This window comes from Afipia felis ATCC 53690 (assembly GCF_000314735.2).
Lineage (GTDB): Bacteria > Pseudomonadota > Alphaproteobacteria > Rhizobiales > Xanthobacteraceae > Afipia > Afipia felis.
The window spans coordinates 3,786,169-3,809,190 of sequence record NZ_KB375270.1; the positions used below are offsets into that span (position 1 = coordinate 3,786,169).

Annotated in this window: 21 protein-coding genes and 1 pseudogene; 13 read left to right on the top strand and 9 right to left on the bottom strand. The window is 59.6% G+C overall.

Annotated features, from left to right (window positions below; genetic code table 11):
• Nucleotides 1-2 precede the first annotated feature (2 nt).
• Both HMPREF9697_RS18090 and HMPREF9697_RS18095 read right to left on the bottom strand, forming a co-directional pair.
• Nucleotides 3-509 (bottom strand): ureidoglycolate lyase, encoded by a 507-nt coding sequence (locus tag HMPREF9697_RS18090; protein ID WP_002718698.1) that lies wholly within the window; start codon nt 507-509, stop codon nt 3-5.
• Nucleotides 509-1,333, bottom strand: a complete 825-nt coding sequence (locus tag HMPREF9697_RS18095) for a bifunctional allantoicase/(S)-ureidoglycine aminohydrolase (protein ID WP_002718699.1) — start codon at nt 1,331-1,333, stop codon at nt 509-511. Before HMPREF9697_RS18095 ends, HMPREF9697_RS18090 begins: the two co-directional genes overlap by 1 nt.
• 209 nt (nt 1,334-1,542) lie before the next feature.
• On the opposite strand from HMPREF9697_RS18095, the gene HMPREF9697_RS18100 reads away from it, so the two are divergent.
• Entirely contained in the window at nt 1,543-3,264 is a 1,722-nt protein-coding gene (locus HMPREF9697_RS18100) for a methyl-accepting chemotaxis protein (protein ID WP_002718700.1), read from the top strand.
• Nucleotides 3,265-3,382: 118 nt separating this feature from the next.
• On the opposite strand, the gene HMPREF9697_RS21095 is transcribed toward HMPREF9697_RS18100, so the two are convergent.
• The 3 genes from HMPREF9697_RS21095 to HMPREF9697_RS20635 all read right to left on the bottom strand — a co-directional run bounded on the left by HMPREF9697_RS21095 (nt 3,383) and on the right by HMPREF9697_RS20635 (nt 5,562).
• Nucleotides 3,383-3,652 (bottom strand): hypothetical protein, encoded by a 270-nt coding sequence (locus HMPREF9697_RS21095; RefSeq protein ID WP_002718701.1) that lies wholly within the window; start codon nt 3,650-3,652, stop codon nt 3,383-3,385.
• Between the two features lie 16 nt (nt 3,653-3,668).
• Entirely contained in the window at nt 3,669-4,430 is a 762-nt protein-coding gene (locus HMPREF9697_RS18105; RefSeq protein WP_244600263.1) for a metallophosphoesterase, read from the bottom strand.
• A 211-nt stretch (nt 4,431-4,641) separates the two neighbouring features.
• On the bottom strand, nt 4,642-5,562 hold the full coding sequence (locus HMPREF9697_RS20635; RefSeq protein WP_147293869.1) for a metallophosphoesterase: 921 nt from the start codon (nt 5,560-5,562) through the stop codon (nt 4,642-4,644).
• A gap of 77 nt (nt 5,563-5,639) precedes the next feature.
• Here HMPREF9697_RS20635 and HMPREF9697_RS18115 point away from each other — a divergent pair, with 77 nt between their 5' ends.
• A complete protein-coding gene (locus HMPREF9697_RS18115; protein ID WP_002718704.1) occupies nt 5,640-6,296 on the top strand; it encodes a helix-turn-helix domain-containing protein in 657 nt (218 codons plus the stop codon).
• Nucleotides 6,297-6,406: 110 nt separating this feature from the next.
• On the opposite strand, the gene HMPREF9697_RS21755 is transcribed toward HMPREF9697_RS18115, so the two are convergent.
• Complete coding sequence (locus HMPREF9697_RS21755; protein ID WP_002718705.1) at nt 6,407-6,796, bottom strand: DUF6634 family protein; 390 nt, start codon at nt 6,794-6,796, stop codon at nt 6,407-6,409.
• 390 nt (nt 6,797-7,186) lie between these two features.
• Between HMPREF9697_RS21755 and HMPREF9697_RS20640 the strand changes: the two are divergent.
• Together HMPREF9697_RS20640 and HMPREF9697_RS18125 are read left to right on the top strand one after the other, a co-directional pair.
• Nucleotides 7,187-7,303: pseudogene (locus tag HMPREF9697_RS20640) on the top strand (DUF2312 domain-containing protein); the annotation flags it as partial.
• A 104-nt stretch (nt 7,304-7,407) separates the two neighbouring features.
• On the top strand, nt 7,408-8,373 hold the full coding sequence (locus tag HMPREF9697_RS18125; RefSeq protein ID WP_002718706.1) for a sensor domain-containing diguanylate cyclase: 966 nt from the start codon (nt 7,408-7,410) through the stop codon (nt 8,371-8,373).
• Nucleotides 8,374-8,389: 16 nt separating this feature from the next.
• Here HMPREF9697_RS18125 and HMPREF9697_RS18130 read toward each other — a convergent pair whose 3' ends face one another.
• From HMPREF9697_RS18130 to HMPREF9697_RS18140, 3 genes are all read right to left on the bottom strand, one after another.
• A complete protein-coding gene (locus tag HMPREF9697_RS18130) occupies nt 8,390-9,979 on the bottom strand; it encodes a peptidoglycan L,D-endopeptidase MepK (RefSeq protein WP_002718707.1) in 1,590 nt (529 codons plus the stop codon).
• 277 nt (nt 9,980-10,256) lie between these two features.
• On the bottom strand, nt 10,257-12,395 hold the full coding sequence (locus HMPREF9697_RS18135) for a L,D-transpeptidase family protein (RefSeq protein WP_002718708.1): 2,139 nt from the start codon (nt 12,393-12,395) through the stop codon (nt 10,257-10,259).
• A 268-nt stretch (nt 12,396-12,663) separates the two neighbouring features.
• The gene (locus HMPREF9697_RS18140; protein WP_002718709.1) at nt 12,664-14,160 is read right to left on the bottom strand and encodes a sigma-54-dependent transcriptional regulator; all 1,497 of its coding nucleotides are present in this window, start codon (nt 14,158-14,160) and stop codon (nt 12,664-12,666) included.
• A gap of 129 nt (nt 14,161-14,289) precedes the next feature.
• Here HMPREF9697_RS18140 and HMPREF9697_RS18145 point away from each other — a divergent pair, with 129 nt between their 5' ends.
• From HMPREF9697_RS18145 to HMPREF9697_RS18180, 9 genes are all read left to right on the top strand, one after another.
• Nucleotides 14,290-16,149, top strand: a complete 1,860-nt coding sequence (locus HMPREF9697_RS18145) for a M3 family oligoendopeptidase (protein ID WP_002718710.1) — start codon at nt 14,290-14,292, stop codon at nt 16,147-16,149.
• A gap of 177 nt (nt 16,150-16,326) precedes the next feature.
• Nucleotides 16,327-16,479, top strand: a complete 153-nt coding sequence (locus HMPREF9697_RS18150; RefSeq protein ID WP_002718711.1) for an aa3-type cytochrome c oxidase subunit IV — start codon at nt 16,327-16,329, stop codon at nt 16,477-16,479.
• A 116-nt stretch (nt 16,480-16,595) separates the two neighbouring features.
• A complete protein-coding gene (locus tag HMPREF9697_RS18155; RefSeq protein ID WP_002718712.1) occupies nt 16,596-17,723 on the top strand; it encodes a Re/Si-specific NAD(P)(+) transhydrogenase subunit alpha in 1,128 nt (375 codons plus the stop codon).
• Between the two features lie 11 nt (nt 17,724-17,734).
• A complete protein-coding gene (locus HMPREF9697_RS18160; RefSeq protein ID WP_002718713.1) occupies nt 17,735-18,055 on the top strand; it encodes a proton-translocating transhydrogenase family protein in 321 nt (106 codons plus the stop codon).
• Between the two features lie 14 nt (nt 18,056-18,069).
• A complete protein-coding gene (locus HMPREF9697_RS18165; RefSeq protein WP_002718714.1) occupies nt 18,070-19,470 on the top strand; it encodes an NAD(P)(+) transhydrogenase (Re/Si-specific) subunit beta in 1,401 nt (466 codons plus the stop codon).
• Nucleotides 19,471-19,621: 151 nt separating this feature from the next.
• A complete protein-coding gene (locus tag HMPREF9697_RS18170; protein ID WP_174302313.1) occupies nt 19,622-20,611 on the top strand; it encodes a glycoside hydrolase family protein in 990 nt (329 codons plus the stop codon).
• Nucleotides 20,608-21,708 carry a calcium:cation antiporter gene (locus HMPREF9697_RS18175; RefSeq protein ID WP_002718716.1) on the top strand — a complete coding sequence of 367 codons (1,101 nt, stop codon included), beginning with the start codon at nt 20,608-20,610 and terminating at the stop codon, nt 21,706-21,708. Before HMPREF9697_RS18170 ends, HMPREF9697_RS18175 begins: the two co-directional genes overlap by 4 nt.
• A gap of 4 nt (nt 21,709-21,712) precedes the next feature.
• The gene (locus tag HMPREF9697_RS21100) at nt 21,713-22,027 is read left to right on the top strand and encodes a hypothetical protein (protein WP_115622207.1); all 315 of its coding nucleotides are present in this window, start codon (nt 21,713-21,715) and stop codon (nt 22,025-22,027) included.
• A gap of 109 nt (nt 22,028-22,136) precedes the next feature.
• A complete protein-coding gene (locus HMPREF9697_RS18180; protein ID WP_002718717.1) occupies nt 22,137-23,018 on the top strand; it encodes a RodZ family helix-turn-helix domain-containing protein in 882 nt (293 codons plus the stop codon).
• Nucleotides 23,019-23,022 lie beyond the last annotated feature (4 nt).

A 23,022-nucleotide genomic window follows, 5' to 3' on the forward strand; every position in this document is an offset into this window, starting at 1 on the left:
CGCTATGCTGTTGGCGGAAGTTCTATTTCCCAGGGGCAATCGAACTTATACTCCTCGAGGTTGGAGCCCTCACCCAGCCGATCTATGATGAGGAAGTCCTGAGGCCTATCGAGAGGAGTTAGGACTCCATGCCAGACATTGTGATGGTAGTTTACGCCCTGGTAGGGCGACGTGATGAAGGCTTGCGGAGTGCCGGGAACGCCAGCTTCGTCGCGGCAGACAATAACCAAAAATGGTTGCGGTGATAGCGGAATGAATGCTTGGCTCCCCAGAGGATGACGTTCGACGAGTTCGAGCCTTAACGGGCAGTAGTAGGGGTAGCCCTCTACAATGCTGATGGCGACCTTTGAACCTGGACCGTGTGACACTGCTTCGCCAAGCGGAGGGAGGCGTCTGGCATGTCCATTGTTAATCGGAATCCGCTCGTCCACTCCCGACTTGTCGATGACGTCGCCGAACGGCGCGAATCCCTCCCGCGTGAGGGGCTTTGCGTAAATGGTTCGAGACATCAGCGACCGAGCCTCATATGTCGATTGACGTCCTTATAGAGCAGGTACCGGAAGGGGCCGGGGCCGCCAGCATAGCAAGCCTGGGGGCAGAATGCCCGCAGCCACATGAAATCACCAGCCTCTACTTCGACCCAGTCTCGATTAAGGCGATACACGGCCTTCCCTTGAAGGACGAAGAGTCCGTGTTCCATGACGTGGGTTTCCTCAAATGGGATGCTCGCGCCAGGCTGCAACGTGACGATATTGACGTGCATGTCATGCCTGAGGTCATCAGGCGATACAAACCGCGTGGTGGCCCAAGTGCCGTTGCAGCCTGGCATGGCGATCGTCATCGTCTCCTGTTCGGTAGTGAAAAAAGCGGGAGGCACTTCGAGGCCAGTCACTGCTTCGTATCGTTTCCGGATCCAATGGAAACGGGTGTTGCTTGAGCGCGGATTAAGCAATTTCCAATGGGTCCCAGGGGGCAAATAGGCATAGCCGCCCGGGCCGAGTTTATGGGTCTGTCCGTCTAAGGTGATCTCGACGCCGCCATCCACGACGAAAATGATGCTTTCTCCGTCTCGATCGAGGTCGGGATTTTCGCTTCCGCCGCTCGGTCCAACCTCCATCAGATATTGAGAGAAGGTCTCGGAGAACCCTGACATTGGGCGTGATAAAATCCAAAGGCGGGTGTTATTCCAAAAGGGTAGCGCGCTCGTGACGATGTCACGCATAACGCCTTTCGGAATAACGGCATAAGCGCTCGTAAAAACGGCTCGCCCAGTCATCAATTCGGTTTGTGCAGGAAGTCCACCGCAGGCGTCGTGATAGGGTTTGCTAGGCATTTCTTTGTTATCTGTGAGAAAAATATAGAAGTGAAGAACGGATCTCTAGGGTCTTTCAATCATAGCGAGAGCGTCAAAAGACGATTTAATGAAATTACTTGAAAGTCCTTTTTGAAAAACCGTGGATTGGAACGAGGTCTATCAACGCTTCGCGAGTCCGTAATTAAGAATCCGGTGCCACACTCGATTCATCATTTGGGGAGGGTACTGTGCGCTTCACCATCAAGAATTCACTTATCGCAATCGTGTCGTTGCTCGTATTGATGCTGGGTTGCCTTAGCTTTTTGTCCGTTTCGAAACTGGAAAGCGTCAACGAAAAAACCGTTGATATTGCCACGAGGTGGCTCCCTTCAGAGCGGACGCTTGGCCAGATCAAATACATGATTACGCGATATCGTCTTAATGGTGCGCGCCGCATTATGGCTTCCGATAATGCCGTTCGCGATGATTTGGGTAAGCTCCTCGATGCGCAGGCTGAAGAGATGGCCCAATTTTTCACCGCGTATGGCAAGCAAGCGACATCGCCGGATGAACGCCGGCTATGGACGCAGTTCGTAAACAAGTGGGATGAATATAAAGGCACTCAGCTCGCGATCATGAAGATGGTCGATGATGCCTTCGATCCTTACAGTATGTCGTCTCGGGGAAGCACCGGCCTGATTCAGGACGCTTCAGATGCTTACGGTGCGAAAGCGCTCCATAGCTTTAGTGAGGCTATCGACGTGCTTGATAAAAATATAGAGCTGCATGACCAGGGTGCGAGGCGTGCCGCCGACGAGGCGAACTCGACGTATAAAATGGCGTGGGTCGTCATTGTAGCGGTCTCGTCGGTCGCTATCCTCCTCGGTATCCTTGCCGTTGCATATGTTATCGGCGGCATTGTTCGTCCTCTTTCGGGTCTAAATGCTACCATGGCGAAAATGGCACAGGGCGATCTGAACAGTGAAATTTCTGGGATCGGCCGGCGTGATGAAATAGGCGCAATGGCTAAGACGATCGGAGTGATTTGCGACCAAGCCCGGCAGGAGGCCATGGATAAGCAGGAAGTGGCCAGCCGAGAAGAAGCTGCCCGCGCTGCCGTCCGAAAAAAGGAAATGGAGCAGGTCGCAGATGCATTCGATGCGGCAACAGGAGCCATCCTTGACGCGGTTTCTTCAGCCTCCGTCGAATTGGAAGCCTCGGCCCATTCACTGACCCAAACTGCAGGTTCGACCCAGGATCTGTCCAAAGTAGTAGCTAGTTCGTCCGAGTTGGCATCTCAGAATGTCTCTTCGATCGCTTCGGCGGCAGAGGAGATGAGCGCTTCAGTTGCAGAAATTACTCGACAAGTCGAGATGTCGACCCAAATCTCGAGTGTTGGTGTCAGCCAGGCGGTCGAGACAGACGAGCGGATTAAAAAACTGTCCAGAGCGGCCGCCCGCATCAGTGAAGTTATCGACCTTATCAATGCAATCGCGAGTCAAACCAATCTGCTCGCATTGAATGCAACTATAGAGGCTGCACGCGCCGGTGAAGCAGGTCGCGGTTTCGCCGTCGTAGCGGCCGAAGTTAAGGAGCTTGCCTCGCAGACCGCCAATGCAACAACGGAAATCGCCCAACAGGTTAGCTCCATCCAGGATGCAACAAGCTACTCCGTTGAGTCTATCGCCCAAATCAGCTCGACCATCAGGAAGATGTCTGAAATTACCTTTGCTGTTGCATCGGCTGTGCAAGAACAGGGTACGGTAACACGGGAAATCTCGTCGAACATCCAGCAGGCTGCGCTCGCTACGTCTGAAGTTAGCTCAAGCATCTATAACGTAAGCTCCGGCGCTACCGAAACAGGCACGGCGTCAGCACAAGTCTTGTCTGCAGCCAAAACTCTTTCGCAGGAGAGTGTCCGGCTCAGGGAGGAGGTAAGAAAATTTTTGAGCAACGTGCGGGCGGCCTAGGGCGTTTTGTCATTACCCGGTGCCTTGATGCCGCTGAGACATGTGGCAATGATGCGCATTGTGCACGAGTTGTTTTGTCGATCAATAGATATAAAGAGATGGCTGGGTGAAAGAGTAATTACCGTCCCGCTTTGGCTGCCTCTTCTGTTGCCAAAGTAGCGATTTTTGCGACGAGCGCCCACACCGATGACTTGCGATCGTGTTGGAAAATTTTCCCGCACAGTGAATAAGGTGCAGAGTTAGTTATGTGGTTGTACCCTTCCGATACCCTCACCGCATAATCACTTACATCTGCAAGATCGCTGAGATTGGCGACGCTCGAAGTTGCGAGCACGCGTGCCCGCGTTTTGTCTCCGCCAGGCCAAATTTCAATGGTAATCTGCAACATTCCTTTCTCCGCGCTTTTATATCTCGAGAACGTATTTCGGATCGAAATACTGATTCTCGCTCTTCTGACCGGGATTCCAGGGGCCATAACCCTTAGCGTTGCTCACGATGCGGGTGCGGCCTTTGGTGAAGTCGCGGCTCTCGTGCGTATGGCCGTAGATCCAAAGGTCAACCTGCTCCACGAGATCTGAGCAGTCGCTGGCATATGCGGCCGATAGGAGGTCGTTCTCGGAACCAGCTTTGACTGTTTCTCTTAGACATCCGTGATGCGTAACAATGACAGTGCGGTCTGCTTGGTAATCCCGCGCGGCTGTAGAGATGAAGTTGCGTGTTTCTATATGTCGAGCGAGTGTATCCGCTGGACGTAGACGTAACTCATGTCGCTGCTTACGAATCTTACGGTAGTCGTTCATGATTTCGCCAGCGCACTTCATGGCATAGTCACGGTTATCGAACAGAGCGAAATCGGTCCAAAGCGTGGCGCCCACGAAAAGTATGCGGTCGATCACAACAGCATCATTTTGGAGGATCCGCACATTTGTGCCATTTGCTGCTTTACGTGCTTTCTCCACGGTCCTGTCGATGTCGTGACCATAAAATTCATGATTTCCAGGAACGTAGATGATAGGTTTGTCCGTGAAGCGTTCAGTTAGCCACGCTATTCCCCTTTCCATCCGCGGTATTAAATCGCCGGCGATTATCATGACATCGTGATCTGGTCGTGCCTCACCAATCGGTAGATCCCAACCGCGCGTCAATTCCAGATGCAAATCGGACATTATCCAAAGCAGCACATCATCCTCTTTTGTCTTAACCTTAGAGCACCCTCCGCAGGAAAGATTTGGGCTTGTGGCAGTCGGGGATTGCCAAGCTCCGCCATCTTCTTCTCCGCTTAATCGCGCGACTCGGATCGCCTCAGTCTGCTGGGTAGGTCCCAGGAGTTTGGACTCATCTCGATCTGCTATCTCCCATCAGCTTCTGCAGAGGGCATCAAAGTTCGATCACTAATTGGGAATTGAACTGCCCTCCCTCGAATGGATTGGCGATTGCTCGTGTCTTGCCGCACCGGACGTCAAATGCAGCATGTACGTGACCAAAAACCCAGATGTCCGGCCGAAGGTCTTCAGGCAGAACGGGAAGAAGTTCTGAACCGTAGAAGGCAGGTGCCCACCATGGGACCCCCAGGCCGCGATAGACATCAGCGCAATCGGGGAGTGGGGGATGATGGGTGATTACGATAGTTGGCCCATGGTGGTAGGAGACTAATTCGTCAAGCAAAAGAGCCTTCTCACGAGCATGTTCTGCAACTGCATCGTAGGGTGTCCACAAACCACTTGAGGTTCTGATAGCTCGGTATTCGCGCGCACCACTACGCCAATGTCCGGCCATAGCGCGGGCCTCCGCGGCGCACAACTCATGGCGCGGGGTAGATTCTTTCGGTACCCAACGGCTCGCCTGAGCCCAATCCGTCCAAAGCGTAACTCCGATGAATCGAGCCTGCTCGAGTTGGCAGACCGGATCGTCCGCACTCAACACCATCACGATGTCCTTATGCGCCCGAGCATTCTGACGTTCAGCTTCGTCACGAAGGCGTTTAAGGAAGTCGGTGATGGTGTGGGTATCTTCTGGACCGGCCGAATAGAGATCGTGGTTTCCCGGAACGATAATTGCGGGCCTGCCTTGAGCAAGGGCAACCACACTTTGAACGGCCTGCTCCGGTTGTCCCTCCCAAAGATCTCCAGCGCATATCAGTACATCAAAGGATTCCACGAGCGCTGGAATCTCCTCGAGTTTATGCCGCTCGAGGTGGAGATCTGAGATCGGAACGATTCGCATCGCCATCGGCACTCGTTGTTTAGTCGCAACATGCTTGACGTCTCCGGCGACAAATGAAGGATTCAATGCAGCCACCGAGAATCAGTGTCGTTTATAGAAGACAATTGAGGCTAAATTCGTAGCCCCGTCAAACACTCTCACCGCACAGGCCAATGCCGTCTCACAAAGTCGACCAGCAGTTTGATATGCGACAAGCCAAGGAGATTGGCGATCGCGTTAAAATTGTCCTTGGAAATGAGAGTGTTACTGATTTTTCGAGAAGAGTAGGGATCTCTCGGCAGTGGCTTCACGATATTCTCGGCGGCCGGACGCCCCGCAAAGCCTCTATTGCTACCTTGTCGTCCATAAGTGACATTACGGGCTTCAATTTGGAGTGGCTTGTGACGGGGAGAGGTATGCCTAACGAAGGGTGGAGGGCAAAGACAACACTCGTCTCTCGGTTGGCACCGAAGATCGGTATCCGGAAGAAGATCATACTTGAGCGCGTCCAAGACGAGCTCGTCTTGGTGCCTATGTCACTTTTAGATGGTTTGGAAAATAAGACCGACTTAGGAGTTTTGACGCGCGAAACCGTAGATTTAGGCGGCCTTATTGGTCCCTCAGATCAGGTTCTTGTCGATTTGCAAGATCAGAAGCTTATCGATGGCGGTCTGTTCATTGCCCAAGTTGAAAATCGGCTATTGGCGTGCCGATCAACTAAGGCTCATTCAGTCTGGTTGGTAAGCTCCACCGAAAACCTGGCCGTCGATTCCCTTATTGCAGAGTACCGCATCATCGGACGAATTCGGCTTGTTTGGAAAAGGGTTTGAGCCTTTCCGCTGTTCTGATGTTGGCGGTGCCGGAGCTATTTGCTCTTCTTTCTGTGGCCCGCCCGAATAATAACTCATAGTACCGCGACGATCGGCTTTTCCATCGCAAGTCAACTTTCAAGCCAATTGCGCTCACCCTCTAGCCACGCGCCAGCTCGCAAGGCAATTTTGGCTCGTTTAGCCTGTAAAAGATGAACTCGGTGGAGCGCTTCGGGTTCGCCCAGAAAATAGTAACGACTTGCGGTCCGCGCCCAGCCTAAATCTTCTGCGAGCCAAAGTAGGATACTCGTCCTGGTTAAGGGGCTGCGGCCCACATTGGGATTAGGGTGACCGGTGACTTTGCCCATAAGACGGATTGTATTGTCCGACGCCTCCACAACGGACCAGTTATCGATAGTTGGTGCGCCCGTCAGTTCGGCGCTGGTCGGCCTCCAACCTATGATTAGGCTGTTGAGGGTTGCCTCAGCTTCCGTAAGCCAGGTTTTCTTATCTTCAAACATCGAAACTACCGACCTTGCTGTTAATACGAATGCACAAATCTCGAACTTGATGGACCAATAGTCGGTTGAGAGGAGGACGGTGCTTCATGATATCTTGTCGGTCTGGACATGCCTCATCATCAACGGAATTGAGATTGAGTTGTAGCCTTTATTGAGCTTCGTAAATCGTAATTACCGCAGTGGCATTCTGAGTAATCCCCGCGGCCGCATCTTATCGGGGGCACCGCAATGTTGAGTTAGTCGTCGCCGGCCGCTCGCTCGCTACGGCGCTATTTGGAAGCGCGCTTCGCGAGCGGCTCGCTGCGGCGATGTTAGGGACATTGATATCTTATTAGCTGTGCAGTTAGCCGTAGGGCGACACTAAGACAACAATCGCCGTGGGGTAGAAAAGGTTTCGACGTTAAGGCGCTGCGGACCATCGTGCGCATGCGCAAGCAGGACGCCAACGAGCGCGAGGAACAGGAAACCATCCTCGAGACCTACATGCAGGCGCTCGGGATGCTTTGATCGGCGTTCCTGCCACTGCTGGGCAGGTACAAGTATAAGATTCGTTAACGCTGCGGCCCTAACCATGGGGAACGGGATAATCTCCCAGAGGCGGCCGGTCGCGAATGAGAGATGAAGCAGACCATGTTTCAGAACCTCAGTGGGCTCAGGTTTACGCGCGCCTCTATGACCGGGCTTTAGGTCATGCCCGCATCGGCGCATGGGAATGCGAGCTTGAGACAGAGCGTCTGACCTGGACTTCCGGGGTCTACGAACTCTTCGGATATCCGATGGACAGCCCGCTGCGGCGCGCGAGCATCGTCGATCTCTACGTTCCCGAATCCAGACGAAACATGGAAATCGCCCGAGCCGAGGTGATCCGTAGTGGCCGCGCCGTTTCGCTCGATACGGAGATCAGGACCTGGGGCGGCGAAAAGCGCTGGATGCGGCTTTCGATCAATGCGGTCGCGGAGAACGGGCGGCCTGTACGCATCTTCGGTTCCAAGCAGGACATCACCTCAGACCGTCAAGCACTGGAGAGTCTGCGGTTGCAAGCCGAAACCGATTCACTCACGGGGCTTGCCAATCGCTCCTTGTTTCAGCAGCGCTATCGCGAGGTCATTGGTGACACTTTGAACTATGGGTTTGCATCCGCGCTTGCCCTTGTCGATCTCGACCGTTTCAAGGAACTGAACGATACGTTCGGGCATGAGGCCGGCGATGCATGTTTGCGCGAGATCGCAATGCGGTTGAAACGGGCTTTCTGCAATGCTGGGTTGGTCGCCCGGCTGGGTGGTGATGAGTTCGCGCTCATCCTGCGTGCTCCCACGAATCCCGCCCGGATCGAGAGCGTATTGGAACAAACGGTTACGATGCTGTGTCGCCCGGTCTTTTGGAATGGTCTTCATCTCGAAATCGGCGCTTCGATTGGAGCTGCGCTGATTGGGCGCCCGCACCGCCGACGTATAACCGAGTTGTTCGCGGATGCTGACATCGCGTTGTATGCAGCAAAGGCTGCCGGCCGTAACAAGGTCCATCTGTTCAACGATGAAGTGGGCAGTCGCTCGGTGAATCCAGACGCGGCGGCCTGACGACGGCCTCTTAAGTTTACCGCAGCGCAGCGGTCTGCACGAACGTCGTCGTCGGCATCGCGGCAACCGCTTGCCCGGCGAAATGATCGCAGGCGGGGCCGATCTGCGGGTCGAGTGAGAACGTGATGGTCACTGCGCGCGCCGGCTTCACGAAATGCGCGGCCATCGCCCGCATGTCAGGGTCACCCATCACCGACGTGTAAAGCGCGTTGTTGGCGCTCGGCGCGAGCACCATCGCGCGCAGCCAGATGTCGCTTGCCTGATCGGCGTTGGCGAGGCGCAGCATGGTTGCGGGCGAACGGGACTGGCCGCGCAATGTCTTGCCGACCACGGTGGTCGAATGCACCGACACAGCGGCGTCGTGCGCGAGCGCCGCAATATGCGTCTGCGGAACCGGTGCGCTGGCGGCGACGATCTTGCTGCGGTCGAGCAGCTGCGGCGAGGCATAGGCCATCGCGTTGGCGACGTTCGCAGGCAGCGCGGCGGTGGATTGCGGATCGGCGGCGCGGGCCTTCGCGGCGGCAATCTGTTCGGCCGATGCGGGCTTCGGCGTCATCGCATCGTCATCCCAGCGGACGCGAGCCTCGATCATCTCGGCCATGGTCTGCGGCTGTTTGGCGGTGGCAGGCTTGGCCGCAACCGGGAGTTCAGCAGGGGCAGCGGACGCGACACGATAGCTTGCGGTCTGGACCGGGCGTGCGCGCGGCACTGGCACCATCTCGGCGATCTTGTCCTTCACCGCCTCAGCCGCGGAGGCGATCACGCTCGGCTTGGCGGCAGCATCAGCGGCGGGTTCAGCAGTCGCTGTGGCGACAGAGGATTCTTCATCGTCCTCAGCCGATTTCCGCCCCTTGAACAGCGAGGTGAGCAGGCTGCGGCTCGACGTCGTCGTGGCTTCGTCGCCCTTGCGGTGCCGGATTTCGGCGAGCGCGAGGTCGTAGCCCTTCAGCGGGCGTCCATCGGTGGGGAGATGGACCGTCTTGCCGTCGGGGAAGACGCGCGCGAGTTGGTCGTGCGTCATACGCGGCCAGTGGCGGACGTTGCCGGTGTCGAGATGCACGAAAGGCGAGCCGGAGGTGGGGTAGAAGCCGACGCCGCCGCGTTGCAGGCGAAGTCCGGCGAAGCGGATTTTCTCGAGCGGGACGCCGGGGATGAAGAAGTCCATCGCATGGCCGAGCATGTGCTGGCTGAAACGGGCGACTCCGGTGTGCGCCGAGCGACGGCGCAGCATGGCGTTGGTCTTGGGCGAGCGATAGGCCGAGATGATCTGGATCGGCTGCTTGGCGTCGACGTCGCGATAGACCTCCCACAGGATGTCGAACAGATGCGGGTCCATCGTGGTCGAATCCTGGCTTCGCCAGTCGCGCAGGAAGTGATTGAGCTTCTTTAGCGCGTCGCCGTCATAGCGGCCGTTGCGCTTGAAGGTGACGGTGAGGTCTTCGCCGGAATGGGTGTGGTGGAAGGAGAGGGTGCGTGTGTCGTTGCTGGCGGTCGCGTCATGTACCGCGCCGGCGCCGGCGAACAGAAGCAGAGTCGCCGCCGCGCTCACCCGCAAGGAGCGTTGCACAGGCCAAAGTCTTATGCCGCGTGGATGATCGCCCGCCACTTATCGTCCTGTTGGAACGCCCAGGAAGAGATCCCCGCTACCCCACGCAGCGGAGATGGTGAATTGTGTGTAACGTCGGCCGGTTAATGGAAAACTACCCCCATCCCCGATCACGCAATCGGGAGCTAACGGGGCGACTATGGCAAAAAATGGCCGGTATCTATGCCCCGGCGGCCGACAGGGTTAACGCAAAGGGCCCCGCTTGCGGCGGGGCCCTGATTTCATTGCGTAAGGTGAATTTCGGAACCGGGGAACCCGGGCCGAAAAATTTGTGCGCTTACCGATAGCGCCGGCGGCTGCGCGGCTCCGGCTCGTACTCGGCCCGTCCGCCACCACCAAACAGCATCTGGAAGAAGTTCGGCGCGGAGGAATGGGAATCGGCGTAGCTATCGCCCGGAATGTTGATGTTGCCGGTCGGCTTCACGTAGTTCGGCTGCGAATGTGCAACGACGGTTTCGAGATTGCGGCGGCCGCCTTCCTTCAGCAGTTTGATCATGGTCGCATCGCGGCCATAGATGTCCTTGCGGAATTCGAGTTTGCCGGCGTCATCGACGAACGCGGTCTGGTAGGTGATGTTGACCGGGATCGGCGTCGGGAAATTGATGTTGATCTCGTTGCGGCCGTACATGCTGCGGATCTTCTCCGGCGTGTAATTGTCCTTCGGCAGCGCGATGCTGAGCAACGTCGCGGCGTACTGATCCGGATTCTGCACACGCATGCAGCCATGGCTGTAAGCGCGCTCGGTTTTCGCGAACAGGTTCTTGTCCGGCGTGTCGTGCTGATAGACCAGGAACTTGTTCGGGAAGTTGAAGCGGATGCGGCCCAGCGCGTTGGCTTCGCCCGGCGGCTGCGAGATGCGGATGGTGCCGTCTGGGTTGCGCTGCAGCTTGAGGCCCATGCGGTCGAGCACGGTGGGGTCCTGCTGCAAGGCGGGCAGGTACTCGTTGTAGATGATCGACGGCGGCACGTTCCAGGTCGGGTTGACGGTGATGTACTTCATCGTCTCCGTCAGAAGCGGGGTGGCGTGTTTGCCGGGCTTGCCGACCACGACGCGGGTCTTCCAGGCCGTCGCGCCATTGTGCATCAACTGAAGGGTGTAATCCGGAATGTTGAGGATCACATAGGCATCGCCGAGCGAGGCAGCGCCGAGATCGCGCGGCAGCCAGCGCCAGCGTTCCATGTTGACGCGGACGATATCGATCTTGCGGTCGTTCCTCGGACCGTTCAGCGCGGCGACGGTATGGTTGTCGAGCACGCCGGTGGCCTTGAGTTCGTTCGCGCTCTGGAATTTGCGAACGGCGGCGGCGACGGTCGCATCATAATGCGTGTCGGTCGCATTCTCGGTGACGCCCAGCTTGGCACGCAGCGCGGGCACGCGCGCGTCGTCCATCACGGCGGGGTTGGGGTTCTTCTTGGTCGGCTTGATGAAGCGCAGCGTCTCGCCGTCGGCGATCTTGTGGCCTTCGTCAGTCTTGCCGCGCAGCTCGGCGAGATTAGCCTTCAATTCCTTGTAGAGCTTGTGCGGCGGGTTGTAGGTCTCAAGCGCCGCGCCGGCGTTGCGCGCGGTCGAGACGTTGATGAGCACTTCGGTCGGGTCCGGATAGTGCTCCGGATACTGGATGTCGCCGGACACCTGCGACCAGTGCATGCGGCCGCTCTGGGCGTGACGGGCGTAATCGAGCACGCTCTCGGTGAGTTTCAGTTCGGCGTCGGCCTGTGCATCCGGAGTGGCGGCGGCGGCGAAATTCGGCACCGGGTAATCGTCGGCATCGAGGCCGTCCTCGTCGGCCTTCTTCAGCCGTGCGATCGCGTCGTTGGCGCGTGCAGTTGCGGCGGCGCCCTTGGTCCAGAGCGGGGCGTAGTTACGGTCTTTGTAGAAGGCTTCCACCGCTTCGCGCTCTTTCTTGCGATCGAAATAACGCGAGGCCTTGGCGGAGATCAGATCGCGCAGCGCCTGGGCGGACGGATCGAGCGTGGCGACGGTGGGAGCAGGGTTTGCAGCAGGAGCTTCGGTCTTCGAGGTCTCGGTGCTGCTAGCCGGAGCGGCAGGTGCGGTTTGCGCCGCGTTGGTCTTTGCAGGCTCGCTCTTGGCCGCGTCGGCCTTTGCTGCATCCGGTTTCGGCGCTTCGGTGGCCGCCGCTTTATCATCCGCCTTGGCAGGCTCAGTCGCAGCAGGTTTTGCGGCCTCGGCAGCCTTTGCAGGTTCAGCCTGCGGGGCTTCGGCCTTTACGTCGGCCGCGGTCGGCGGCGGGACATTGGAGGTATCGGGCATGGGAACTGCGGCGCTGATAGCCGGGTCCGCTGGCTTCGCCGGGTCGGCGTGCGCGAGGGTCACGGTTCCGGTCAGCAGGAAAGTTGCTGCGACGGCTGCCAGCACGCGATCGTAACCGCTGCGGCCAGTCGAGGAGTCATGCATTATCGAGTTCCCTGAGCGAGGCTGTTTCGGCCTGAAACAGCGGAGATTGTCTCATTCGGGCCCGTGCCGGATCATATTTCCGGCGCATCGCGCCCGGTCGATTCATCGCACCATCAGCATAGTCTACACGCGCCGGCACAATGCGCCTAGCTTACGCCGGAGCGTGTCACGGGAAACTGACCGTGATGCCGGTGATCCGCAACCGTTCTGTGCGCTTTCTCTTGGTCTGTCACCAAGTCGCAACGGTTCAATGGTGCCGCTGGCTGTCTCAGGATTTTTTTGTCTGCTCGGCGGGAACGGCAGCGATGTCGTCCATCTTCCGGTAGAGCGTAGAGCGGCCGATCTTCAGCCGCCGTGCCACTTCCGACATCTGGCCGCGATAGTGCGAGATCGCGAAGCGGATGATCTCGGCCTCCATCTCATCGAGCGGGCGGCATTCGCCGTCCTCGTCCAGCATTTGCAGCGTGCCGTGCGGCAGGAATGCCGGCGCGGGTTGGGCGGGCGCGATCGGGACCTCATGCGCCGCGACTCGCGCGGGTTGCGCGAGCGTCATCGGCTCGATGTCCAGGGTTACGTCGGGCTCCGTCGAACCGCCGTTGATTGCCGGGAAGTCGTCCGCCCGCAATTCGTCGCTGTCCGACAGCACCACCGCGCGATAGACCGCGTTCTCGAGCTGGCGGACGTTGCCCGGCCAGTCGGCATTGACGAGGCGGGCCATGGCATCGGCGCCGACGCGGGCAATGGTGCGCTTTTCCTCGGCGCTGAAGCGCGCCAGGAAATGCCGCAGCAGATGGGGGATGTCCTCGCGCCGTGTCCGCAGCGGCGGGATCGTCAGCGGCAGGACATGCAGACGATAGAACAGGTCGTCGCGGAAATGCCCGGCCTTCACATGGTTGAGCAGGTTGCGGTTGGTCGCTGAGATGATGCGGACATCGACCTTGACCGGCTTGCGGCCGCCGACCGCCTCGACCTCGCCCTGCTGCAGGGCGCGCAACAGCTTCACCTGCGCCGTCAGCGGCAGTTCGCCGACCTCGTCGAGAAACAGCGTGCCGCCGGAGGCTTCGACGAATTTGCCGGCGTGGCGCTCGGTCGCCCCCGTGAAGGCGCCCTTTTCGTGGCCGAACAGGATCGACTCAACGAGGTTCTCGGGAATGGCGCCGCAATTCACCGTGACGAACGGCTTGCTGGCGCGATCCGAGGAGCCGTGGATGGCGCGCGCGACCAATTCCTTGCCGACGCCGGATTCGCCTTCGATCAGCACCGGAATGGTCGAGGCCGCAGCCTTCTTGCCCATCGCCAGCACATTCTGCATCGCCTCCGAGCGCGTCACGATGTCCTTGAAGGTGAGACGACCCTCGCGAGAGTGGCGGATGCGCTGCAATTCGCCCTTCAGTGCGCTGGCGTCGAGCGCATTGCGCAAGCTGACCGCAAGTCGCTCGATGCCGACCGGCTTGACCACAAAATCATGGGCGCCCGCGCGCATCGCGGAGACGACATTGTCGATGCCGCCATGCGCGGTCTGCACCACAACCGGACTATGCAGCCCCATCTCGCGCATCTTCGAGAGTACGCCGAGACCGTCGAGGCCCGGCATCACGAGGTCGAGCACCACGGCGTCGACCGTGCGCATCTCGTCGGCAAGCACCGTCATGGCGGCGTCACCGCTTTCGACGACGATGGTCTGATAGCCGCAACGCTGCACCATGTTTTCCAGCAAACGGCGCTGGACGGCATCGTCGTCGGCAATCAGAATAGTCGCGGCCATGGAATTCCTCGGTCAGCAGGTTTATCTGTCTCGAATCGGGGCACTCTCGCCGATGCCGATTAACGGCCTCTTAAGAGTTGGCGGACGGTTGCGCCGCCGGCAACGAACAACACGGGTAGGAACATAATAATGGCTGCACGTTCGTCCTCCGCTCTGCGTAAACCCGCCAAGACCAAGAAGGCGGCGAAGCCTGTGAAATCCGCGGCGAAGAAGACGGCGAAGCTGCCCGAATGGAATTTGGCCGATCTCTATTCGTCGATCACCGCGCCGGAGATCGCGCGCGACCTCGACAAGCTCGATGCCGACTGTGTCGCGTTCGAGAGTGCCTACAAGGGCAAGATTGCCGACGCGCTGGCGAAGCCCGGCGCAGGCGAGTGGCTGGCGGAAGCGGTAAAATCCTACGAGGCGATCGACGATCTCGCAGGTCGCCTGATCTCCTATGCGGGTCTCATCCATGCCGGGGATACGGTCGATCCGGCGATCACGAAATTCTACGGCGACGTATCCGAGCGCCTCACCAACGCCTCGACGCATCTTTTATTCTTCACGCTCGAACTGAACCGTATCGACGACGACCTGATCGAGCAGGCGATGCAGGTGCCGTCGCTCGGCCATTATCGCCCGTGGTTGGAAGATATCCGCAAGGACAAGCCGTATCAGCTCGAGGATCGCATCGAGCAGCTCTTCCACGAGAAATCGACCACGAGCTACGGTGCGTTCAATCGCATGTTCGATCAGACCATTGCGGGCCTGCGCTTCAAGGTCGGGTCAAAAGAACTGGCGATCGAGCCGACGCTGAACCTGCTGCAGGATCGTGCGCCGGAAAAGCGCAAGGCGGCGGCGCAGGCGCTGGCGAAAACCTTCAAGGCTAACGAGCGCACCTTCGCGCTCGTCACCAATACGCTCGCCAAGGACAAGGAAATCTCCGACCGCTGGCGCGGTTTCCACGATGTCGCGGACTCGCGCCATCTGGCCAACCGTGTCGAACGCGAGGTGGTGGACGCGCTGGTGGCATCGGTGCGTGCGGCGTATCCGCGCATCTCGCACCGTTATTACGCGCTGAAGGCGTCGTGGTTCAAAAAGAAGAAGCTCGCGCATTGGGACCGTAACGCGCCGCTGCCGTTCGCCGCCACCGGCGAGATTGCGTGGGGCGATGCCAAGGCGACCATCCTGAAAGCCTATGGCGATTTCTCGCCGGAGATGGCGGGCATCGCGAAGCGCTTCTTCGACGACCGCTGGATCGATGCGCCGGTCCGTCCGGGCAAGGCGCCGGGTGCGTTCTCGCATCCGACCACGCCGTCCGCGCACCCCTATGTGCTGATGAACTATCAGGGCAAGCCGCGCGACGTGATGACGCTCGCGCATGAACTCGGTCACGGCGTGCATCAGGTGCTGGCTGCGAAGCAGGGCGCGCTGATGGCGCCGACGCCTCTGACGCTCGCCGAGACCGCAAGCGTGTTCGGCGAGATGCTGACCTTCAAGCGCCTTCTCGCGCAGACCAAGAACGCCAAGCAGCGCCAGGCTTTGCTCGCGGGCAAAGTCGAGGACATGATCAACACGGTGGTGCGGCAGATTGCGTTCTATTCGTTCGAACGCGCCGTCCATACCGAGCGCCGCAACGGTGAACTCACCGCCGAGCGTCTCGGCGAAATCTGGCTGTCGGTGCAGGGCGAGAGCCTCGGGCCAGCGATCGAGATCAAGCCGGGCTACGAGACGTTCTGGATGTACATCCCGCACTTCATCCATTCGCCGTTCTACGTGTACGCCTACGCGTTCGGCGACTGCCTCGTGAACTCGCTCTATGCGGTGTACGAGCACGCGACCGAAGGCTTCGCCGAGCGCTATCTCGACATGCTCGCGGCAGGCGGCACCAAACACTATTCCGAGCTGCTCGCGCCGTTCGGTTTGGACGCGAAAGATCCTGCTTTCTGGGACGGCGGCCTGTCGGTGATCGAGGGCATGATCAACGAGCTGGAGGCGATGGGTTAGGGCGCACCAAGTTCGGGATAAAAGGCCTGTTACATTTTCATTCAATGAAAACAAACCCATAGGCCCGGTGCTAGAAACCCGCCGCTTGTGGGTTGTACAACTTTTTGCCTAGAAGGACCGTTGCCCTGCCACGGCAAGTGCGGTATTTCCCACGCAAAGCAAGTGCTGGAGGCAATAATGGCAGACCACAGTGAGGTGGCCTACACGACCGCGGATGGTAACGACTATCCCGCTCATGAGCAGACCTACGAAGCGTTCCTGAAGCTGACGAAATACACCAGCCTTACGCTGGTCTGTATTTTGGCGCTGATGGCGTACTTCCTCACCTAAATTCGATTTTCCCTGAGCTTTGAACGGGATTGGAAGGGAAGCGGCCTTCGCCGCTTCCGCGTGCAGTGGTGCGTCATGCACCGGTCAGACGCGACTATGAGATCGCGGGAGGCTTTATGAAGATAGCGATTGCCAAGGAACAGGACGCGGCCGAGCCGCGCGTAGCGGCGACGCCGGATACCGTGAAGAAATACAAGTCGCTCGGTATCGACGTTGCGATCGAGCCGGGTGCGGGCATCAAGTCCGGCCTGCTGGACGCCGACTTTGAGGCGATGGGCGCCACGGTGAGCGCCGGTGCGGTGAAAGATGCCGACATCGTCGTCAAGGTGAAGCGCCCGACTGCAGCCGAAGCAGCATCCTACAAGAAGGGTGCGCTCGTGCTTGCGATCATGGACCCCTATAACAACGAAGCTGCGCTGAAGTCGCTCGCCGATGCAGGCGTGTCGGCTTTCGCGATGGAACTGATGCCGCGCATCACCCGCGCGCAGGTGATGGACGTGCTGTCCTCGCAGGCGAACCTCGCGGGCTATCGCGCGGTGATCGAAGGCGCCGAAGCTTTCGGTCGCGCGTTCCCGATGATGATGACCGCGGCAGGCACCGTGCCGGCCGCCAAGGTGTTCGTGATGGGCGTCGGCGTCGCCGGCCTCCAGGCGATCGCGACCGCGCGCCGCCTCGGCGCTGTCGTGTCCGCGACCGACGTTCGCCCGGCTACCAAGGAGCAGGTCGAGTCGCTCGGCGCGAAATTCCTTGCCGTTGAGGACGAGGAATTCAAGAACGCGCAGACGGCGGGCGGCTACGCCAAGGAAATGTCCAAGGAGTATCAGGCCAAGCAGGCCGCGCTCACCGCCGAGCACATCAAGAAGCAGGACATCATCATCACCACGGCTCTGATCCCGGGCCGTCCGGCGCCGAAGCTCGTCACGCTTGACATGGTCAAGTCGATGAAGCCGGGCTCCGTGCTGGTCGACCTCGCGGTCGAGCGCGGCGGCAACGTCGAGGGTGCGAAAGCCGACGAGATCGCCGACGTCAACGGCGTCAAGATCATCGGCTACACCAACCTCGCGGGCAAGGTCGCAGCTTCGGCCTCCAGCCTCTACGCCCGCAACCTGCAGGCGTTCATCGAGACGATGGTCGACAAGGAAACCAAGTCGCTGGCCGTGAAGTGGGACGACGAACTGGTCAAGGCGACTGCGCTGACCAAGGACGGCGCCGTCATCCACCCGAACTTCCAGCCGAAGGCGTAAGGAGTCCAGCCATGCATGGTATTGAGATTGTCGACCCGTTCGTGTTCCGGCTGTCGATCTTCGTGCTCGCGGTTTTCGTGGGCTATTTCGTGGTGTGGTCGGTGACGCCCGCACTGCACACCCCGCTGATGTCGGTGACCAACGCGATCTCCTCGGTGATCGTGGTTGGTGCGCTGCTCGCAGTCGGCGTGGCACTCGTCGGCGACGACAACGGCCCGCTCTGGGCCCGCGCCTTCGGGTTCGTCGCGCTGATCTTCGCATGCATCAACATTTTTGGCGGCTTCCTTGTCACCCAGCGCATGCTGGCGATGTACAAGAAGAAGCAGAAGTAAGCAGGGGCTGAGCCATGAACGCTAATCTTTCGGCCCTGCTCTATCTTGTTGCAGGCATCCTTTTCATCCTGTCGCTGCGCGGACTCTCCAGTCCGGCGTCCTCGCGTCAGGGCAACTTCTTCGGCATGGTCGGTATGGCGATCGCGGTCGCCACCACGCTCGCGGCGCATCCGCCGGCAAGCGCCACCGGCTGGATCCTTGTGATCCTCGGCGTCGTCATCGGCGGCAGCATCGGCGCGGTGATCGCCAAGCGCGTGCCGATGACCTCGATGCCTGAACTGGTCGCCGCCTTCCACTCGCTGGTCGGCATGGCCGCGGTGCTGGTCGCCGCCGGTGCGTTCTACGCGCCGACCGCCTTCGGCATCGGCACCCACGGTGCGATCCACGCCCAGAGCCTCGTCGAGATGTCGCTCGGCGTTGCCATCGGCGCATTGACCTTCACCGGCTCGGTGATCGCGTTCCTTAAGCTGTCGGGCCGCATGAGCGGTGCACCGATCATGCTGCCGGGCCGCCACATCATCAATATCGTGCTGGCGCTGGCGCTGGTGTTCTTCATCTACGGCCTGATCTCCTCGCAGAGCGCGGTCGACTTCTGGCTCATCACCATCCTCGCGCTGGTGCTCGGCGTGCTGATCATCATCCCGATCGGCGGCGCCGACATGCCGGTGGTGATCTCGATGCTCAACTCCTATTCGGGTTGGGCCGCGGCAGGCATCGGCTTCACCCTCGGCAACTCGGCGCTGATCATCACCGGCGCGCTGGTCGGCTCGTCGGGTGCGATCCTGTCCTACATCATGTGCCACGCGATGAACCGGTCCTTCATCTCGGTCATCCTCGGCGGCTTCGGCAGCGACGGCGGTACGGCGGCAGCCGGTGGCACCGGCGAAGTGAAGCCGGTCAAGCTTGGCTCGGCCGACGACGCGGCCTTCATCATGAAGAACGCACAGAAGGTCATCATCGTGCCGGGCTACGGCATGGCGGTGGCGCAGGCGCAGCACGCGCTTCGCGAAATGGCCGACACGCTGAAGAAGGAAGGCGTCGAGGTGAAATACGCGATCCACCCGGTTGCGGGTCGTATGCCCGGCCACATGAACGTGCTGCTGGCGGAAGCCAACGTGCCTTACGACGAGGTGTTCGAACTCGAGGACATCAACTCGGAGTTCGCGCAGGCCGACGTCGCGTTCGTGATCGGCGCCAACGACGTCACCAACCCGGCGGCGGAAGAAGATCCGTCCTCGCCGATCTACGGCATGCCCGTGCTGCAGGTCTGGAAGGCCGGCACCGTGATGTTCATCAAGCGCTCGCTCGCCTCCGGTTACGCCGGCGTCGACAACCCGCTGTTCTATCGTGACAACACGATGATGCTGCTGGGCGACGCCAAGAAGATGACCGAGAATATCGTCAAGGCGATGTAACGGTCTCTCCATGAAGCCTCGCATACCAAGGCTTCGTCTTTCATCCTTATCGGGCGCGGAGATATTTCCACTCGCCGTGCCTGGTGAAAGCAGAGTTTGCAACCCCTCGATTGCGATAAGCGATCGAGGGGTTTTCTGTATCATCCGCGCGGTGAATTACGATCTGGACCGGAATGGGCGCGTCCTGATCCAGCCGCCGGAGGGATTCCAGTCGTCCAACTGGTTTGCCGAACTCGATTCCAATCTCTGTATCACGCGTCTTGATCCGATCGACGACAGCGCCGTTGGCATCGATCGTCAGCATTGGAATCGTCTGGAAGACTGCCGCCTTTTCCGATGGAAGAACGATTGGTGGTTCACCGCGACCTGGGTGCTTCACGATGGCCCTGTCGCCTGCCAGATCGCGCTGTGCCGGCTGCAAGGCAGCAAGGTCGTCGAATGGCATCTGCTGCCGTCGCCCATAGGCGCTCAGGCGGAAAAGAACTGGATGCCGTGTGTGGAAGGTGAGTATCTCAAATGGATCTATTGGCTCGATCCGATGCAGGTGCTGACCCATCGCGATGACGGATTGTTCTATGAGCGTCTCGCTCGGTGTGGACGGCTTGACGAGTGGGCCGGTTCGTCAGCGTTGGTGCGCTATCGCGGTCATTGGCTCTGCGTCGTGCATGCCAAACGCACTGCGGGCAGGAATGTCGTCTATGCGCACCGGTTTGTGGAATTGGACGATGATTTCACGATCACGCGTATCTCACCTCGATTGACGTTGGAGGGTGAGGAGATCGAGTTTTGCGGTGGGCTCTGCCTCACCGGCGAACAGGCCATTTTGAGTTATGGCGTTTGGGACCGGCACGCCCGCATCATGCGGGTTGACCTATCCGAAATCGAAGCGATGTTGCGCCCTTACCGCCTGCCGCAGCCGCTGGCTGTGGCGATCAGCGACTTCCGCCGTATGATTCGCCCCTGGCTGCGGCACCGGTGGCTTCGCCAGCCGGGCAAGCAGCTTCGCGCGATCGGCGCCCGGCTGCGTGGCCGGTTTGGTCCGCTGGGCATAGTCGGCCTCGGCGATATCGCGATATCTGCCGCGCAATACGCCGATTTGGCAATGCAACTGACACGACAATGCATTAGTCTCACCGCATGAGCACCTCTCATGCGATGCCACGGTCAGCCTGGATTTTTCCGGGGCTGGCCGTTTTGCTGTTTGCGGCCACGGCAATCCCCTCGCTCGGCATCGGCTTTACCCATTCCATTCAAGGTTTGGTTTTCGCGGGCGTCCTGCTCGTCATCCTGTTCGGCACGGTATTCGCGGCCGTCCATCATGCCGAGGTGATCGCGGAGCGGATCGGCGAGCCGTTCGGCACGTTGCTGCTGACGCTCGCCGTCACCGTCATCGAGGTTGCCCTGATCATGACGCTGATGCTGGGCGAGCAGGAGGTGCCGACGCTGGCGCGTGACACGGTATTTTCCGTGGTCATGATCGTCTGCAACGGACTGGTCGGCGCGTGCATCCTGGTCGGCGGATTGCGCTACCGCGAGCAGGAATTCCAGATCACCGGCGTCAACGTCTATCTCTGCGTGCTCACGGTGTTCGCGACCATCACGCTGGTGCTGCCGAATTACACGCTGGAAACGCCGGGCCCGGTCTATTCGCATCTGCAACTCGGCTTCGTCAGCGTTGTCACGATCATTCTCTACGGGGTGTTTCTCTACACCCAGACCATCCGCCATCGCGATTACTTCATCGGCGGACAGCGGGATGGGGAAGGCCATGTCGTGGCTTCCGGCGGGGTGCTTGTGGTCAGCTGCGTGTTGCTGATCGTTTCGCTGGTGGCGGTTGTGCTGCTCGCCAAGAAATTTTCACTGGTGGTCGATGCGGGTGCCGCCATGATCGGCGCGCCGCCGGCCTTTGCCGGCGTGGTGGTTGCCATGCTAGTGCTGTTGCCGGAAAGCATCGCGGCGCTGTCCGCGGCCCGCAAGAACGATCTGCAGAAAAGCATCAACCTCGCGCTCGGCTCTTCGCTCGCCACTATCGGCCTGACCATCCCGGCGGTGTCGGAGGCGGCCTATCTCTTCGACAAGACGCTGGTGCTTGGGCTTCCCTCCCGCGACATCGCGCTTCTGGCGATGACCATGCTGGTCAGCATGATGACGTTCGGAACCGGCCGCACCAACATCCTGTTCGGGATGGTTCATCTGGTCGTGTTCGCCGTCTTCCTGTTGCTGGTTTTCGTTCCCTGAAGGTATGCGGCGATTGTTATGTGCTCGACGCCTGTCTGATCGAGAGCGCGCTCATCCTTCAAAACAACGTGACATTGTTTATGCGAGGGGAGCATGTTCAGGGGGTGAGCTCACTCACGATATTCCGGGTCTGGAAGGGCGGCTGCTCAACGTCGGTAAGGCGAGTGTCGGTGGAATCTATGATTTCCTGCGCACAGACCATGCCAAATTCGGTGTCGGCGGGCTGGTGAGCCAGTACGCGATCCCTCACGATCTCATCAGCCTGTACAGCAAGGACCCCACCAGCTTCATGGTGCTTGGCCGCTTAAAGATGCTGTAACCGAACTGTGCGAAGGAGGGATCGAATTGCCACCATGCGGTCGCAGTTGATCCCTCAATCGGCCCAAAAGTTCCCGCATGCAGACCCGGCGCGGGGAGCACATTCGGCGATGATCAAGAAGTTTCTGTCCAAATATCTGCTGGAGGTCATACCCTCCATCGTGGCGACGGTCGTCGGCGCCTACATCGTCACCAATTACATCAACGCCAAGCCGCCCGCCGAGAAGCCCCCGGCGGCGGTTTCCAGTCAGGCTCCGGCCGAGACGCTCGCGACCCTGCCTGCCAAGGGCGATACCGCCGCGAAGGCCGAGGCCGCCGCCAAGGCTGCTGAAACGAAGGCTGCTTCCGAACGGCTTGCGAACGAGAAAGCTGCGGCGATCAAAGCCTCTGCCGAAAAGGCTGCCACCGAGAAGGCCGAAGCGCGCAGGGCGGCCGAACGGCTCGCCAGCGAAAAGCGCGAGGTCGAGAAGCGGGAACTGGAGCGGAAGGAAGCCGAGCGGCACGAGGCTGAGAAGCGCGAGCATGTGCTCGCCAAGGTCAATCCTTCAGTCAGAACTCCGGCCGTCAAGCCGATCGAGGAAAGTGCAGCGAATCCTGACGCCAACGATCTTGCGCGCGCCGCCATCGCGAGGTTACGGGCCGAGCAGCCGATGCCGGTTGCGCAGCCGGTGACGAAAATGCCCGAACATCCGGTGGCTCCGGTGATCGCGGCACCTGGCTCGCAGCCCGCGGCTCCGCCGATGCGCGAAGCCAATATCAACCCGACCGAACCGATGCCTCCGGCCGCGGTCGCACCGCTGCCGACAGCCACCATCGCGACCACGCCGCCGGTTGCCGATGTCAGCGCCTCGCGCATGGTGCCACCCGCGGACATTCCCTTGCGCCCGCTCGATCTGCAGCCCAGTGACCAGGGCAAAAAAGACAATGGCTCTGTCGTCTCCGACATGATGTCGGCGACCAAATCCGCGTTTCAGGCTGTGCTGCCACGCTAGCAGT